The organism is Oleiphilus sp. HI0125, assembly GCF_001635355.1.
This window is the reverse complement of the sequence record NZ_LWGF01000107.1, coordinates 1-829: the sequence shown is the minus strand read 5'-3', so window position 1 is coordinate 829 and position 829 is coordinate 1. Positions and strand designations below refer to the sequence as shown.

Below are 829 nucleotides of genomic sequence, written 5' to 3'. Positions count from 1 at the left end.
TTACAAAGAAGCTCAATGAAGCGTCGAACCAAGAGTTTGCTGGGGATTGTATCGCTGGCGCGCGGAAACCACTGACGTCAATATCATGCGTTTTAACGCTACATTTTAAAGGGGCTTCAGCCCCTTTGAGAAAGTTTTACAAGCTGGATTAATTGGGTTGTATCCTCACACACGTACTCAATAGCGACCCCACGGCAGAAACTGGCTCAGTTGTGACTTCGGCTAATGAAATTGCTTTACCAGATCTATCAGCAATCCAAAAGTTGGTTTGGGCTGGCCAATTATGTTCGGTAAAAAATAGGTAGTCAGAGTCGTTATTTGAGTCATAGTAAAATATCAGCCGGACTAAATCGGAGTATCTAGCTAGTTCCCAATCGTTGTGACCGTCTAAATTGAGATTGTCGCAGTAATCAGCCGCGACGCTAGCATTGCTGTGAGTGATGAAGTCAAACTCAGGGCCCCTGATCCCATCGCCTCTGGAGGTTGCTCCATAGCTAATTTGAGCATCAGTGGCTTCGGTATCTCTAAGCGGGCAACTGAAGTACATTACGCCTGAGCCACCTGGGCGAGGATTAAGAACCTTTAAGCTTGGGCAGCCAGTGGTAACTATCGGACTGCTGTCGCGAATATTATCGTTCTCAGCCTTCACAGCACCATTGCCAGAACCTAAACCGATCACACGTCCATCAGCAACCACCGCAATACTGCTATCTAGATTGTCTTGATCATCGACAATGGTCCAATGAGTATCGTCGCTGAGCGTAATATCCTGACTACTTCCATCTTCATACGTTGCCTGTGCTTTGAAGTCAGCGGCAACGTTATCAAT

The 829-nt window shown here is 46.6% G+C and carries 1 protein-coding gene; it reads right to left on the bottom strand.

Going from position 1 to position 829, the window contains the following annotated elements:
- Positions 1-148: 148 nt before the first annotated feature.
- A partial coding sequence (locus A3762_RS26850; protein ID WP_197468935.1) for a hypothetical protein occupies positions 149-829 on the bottom strand: 681 nt, incomplete at its 5' end.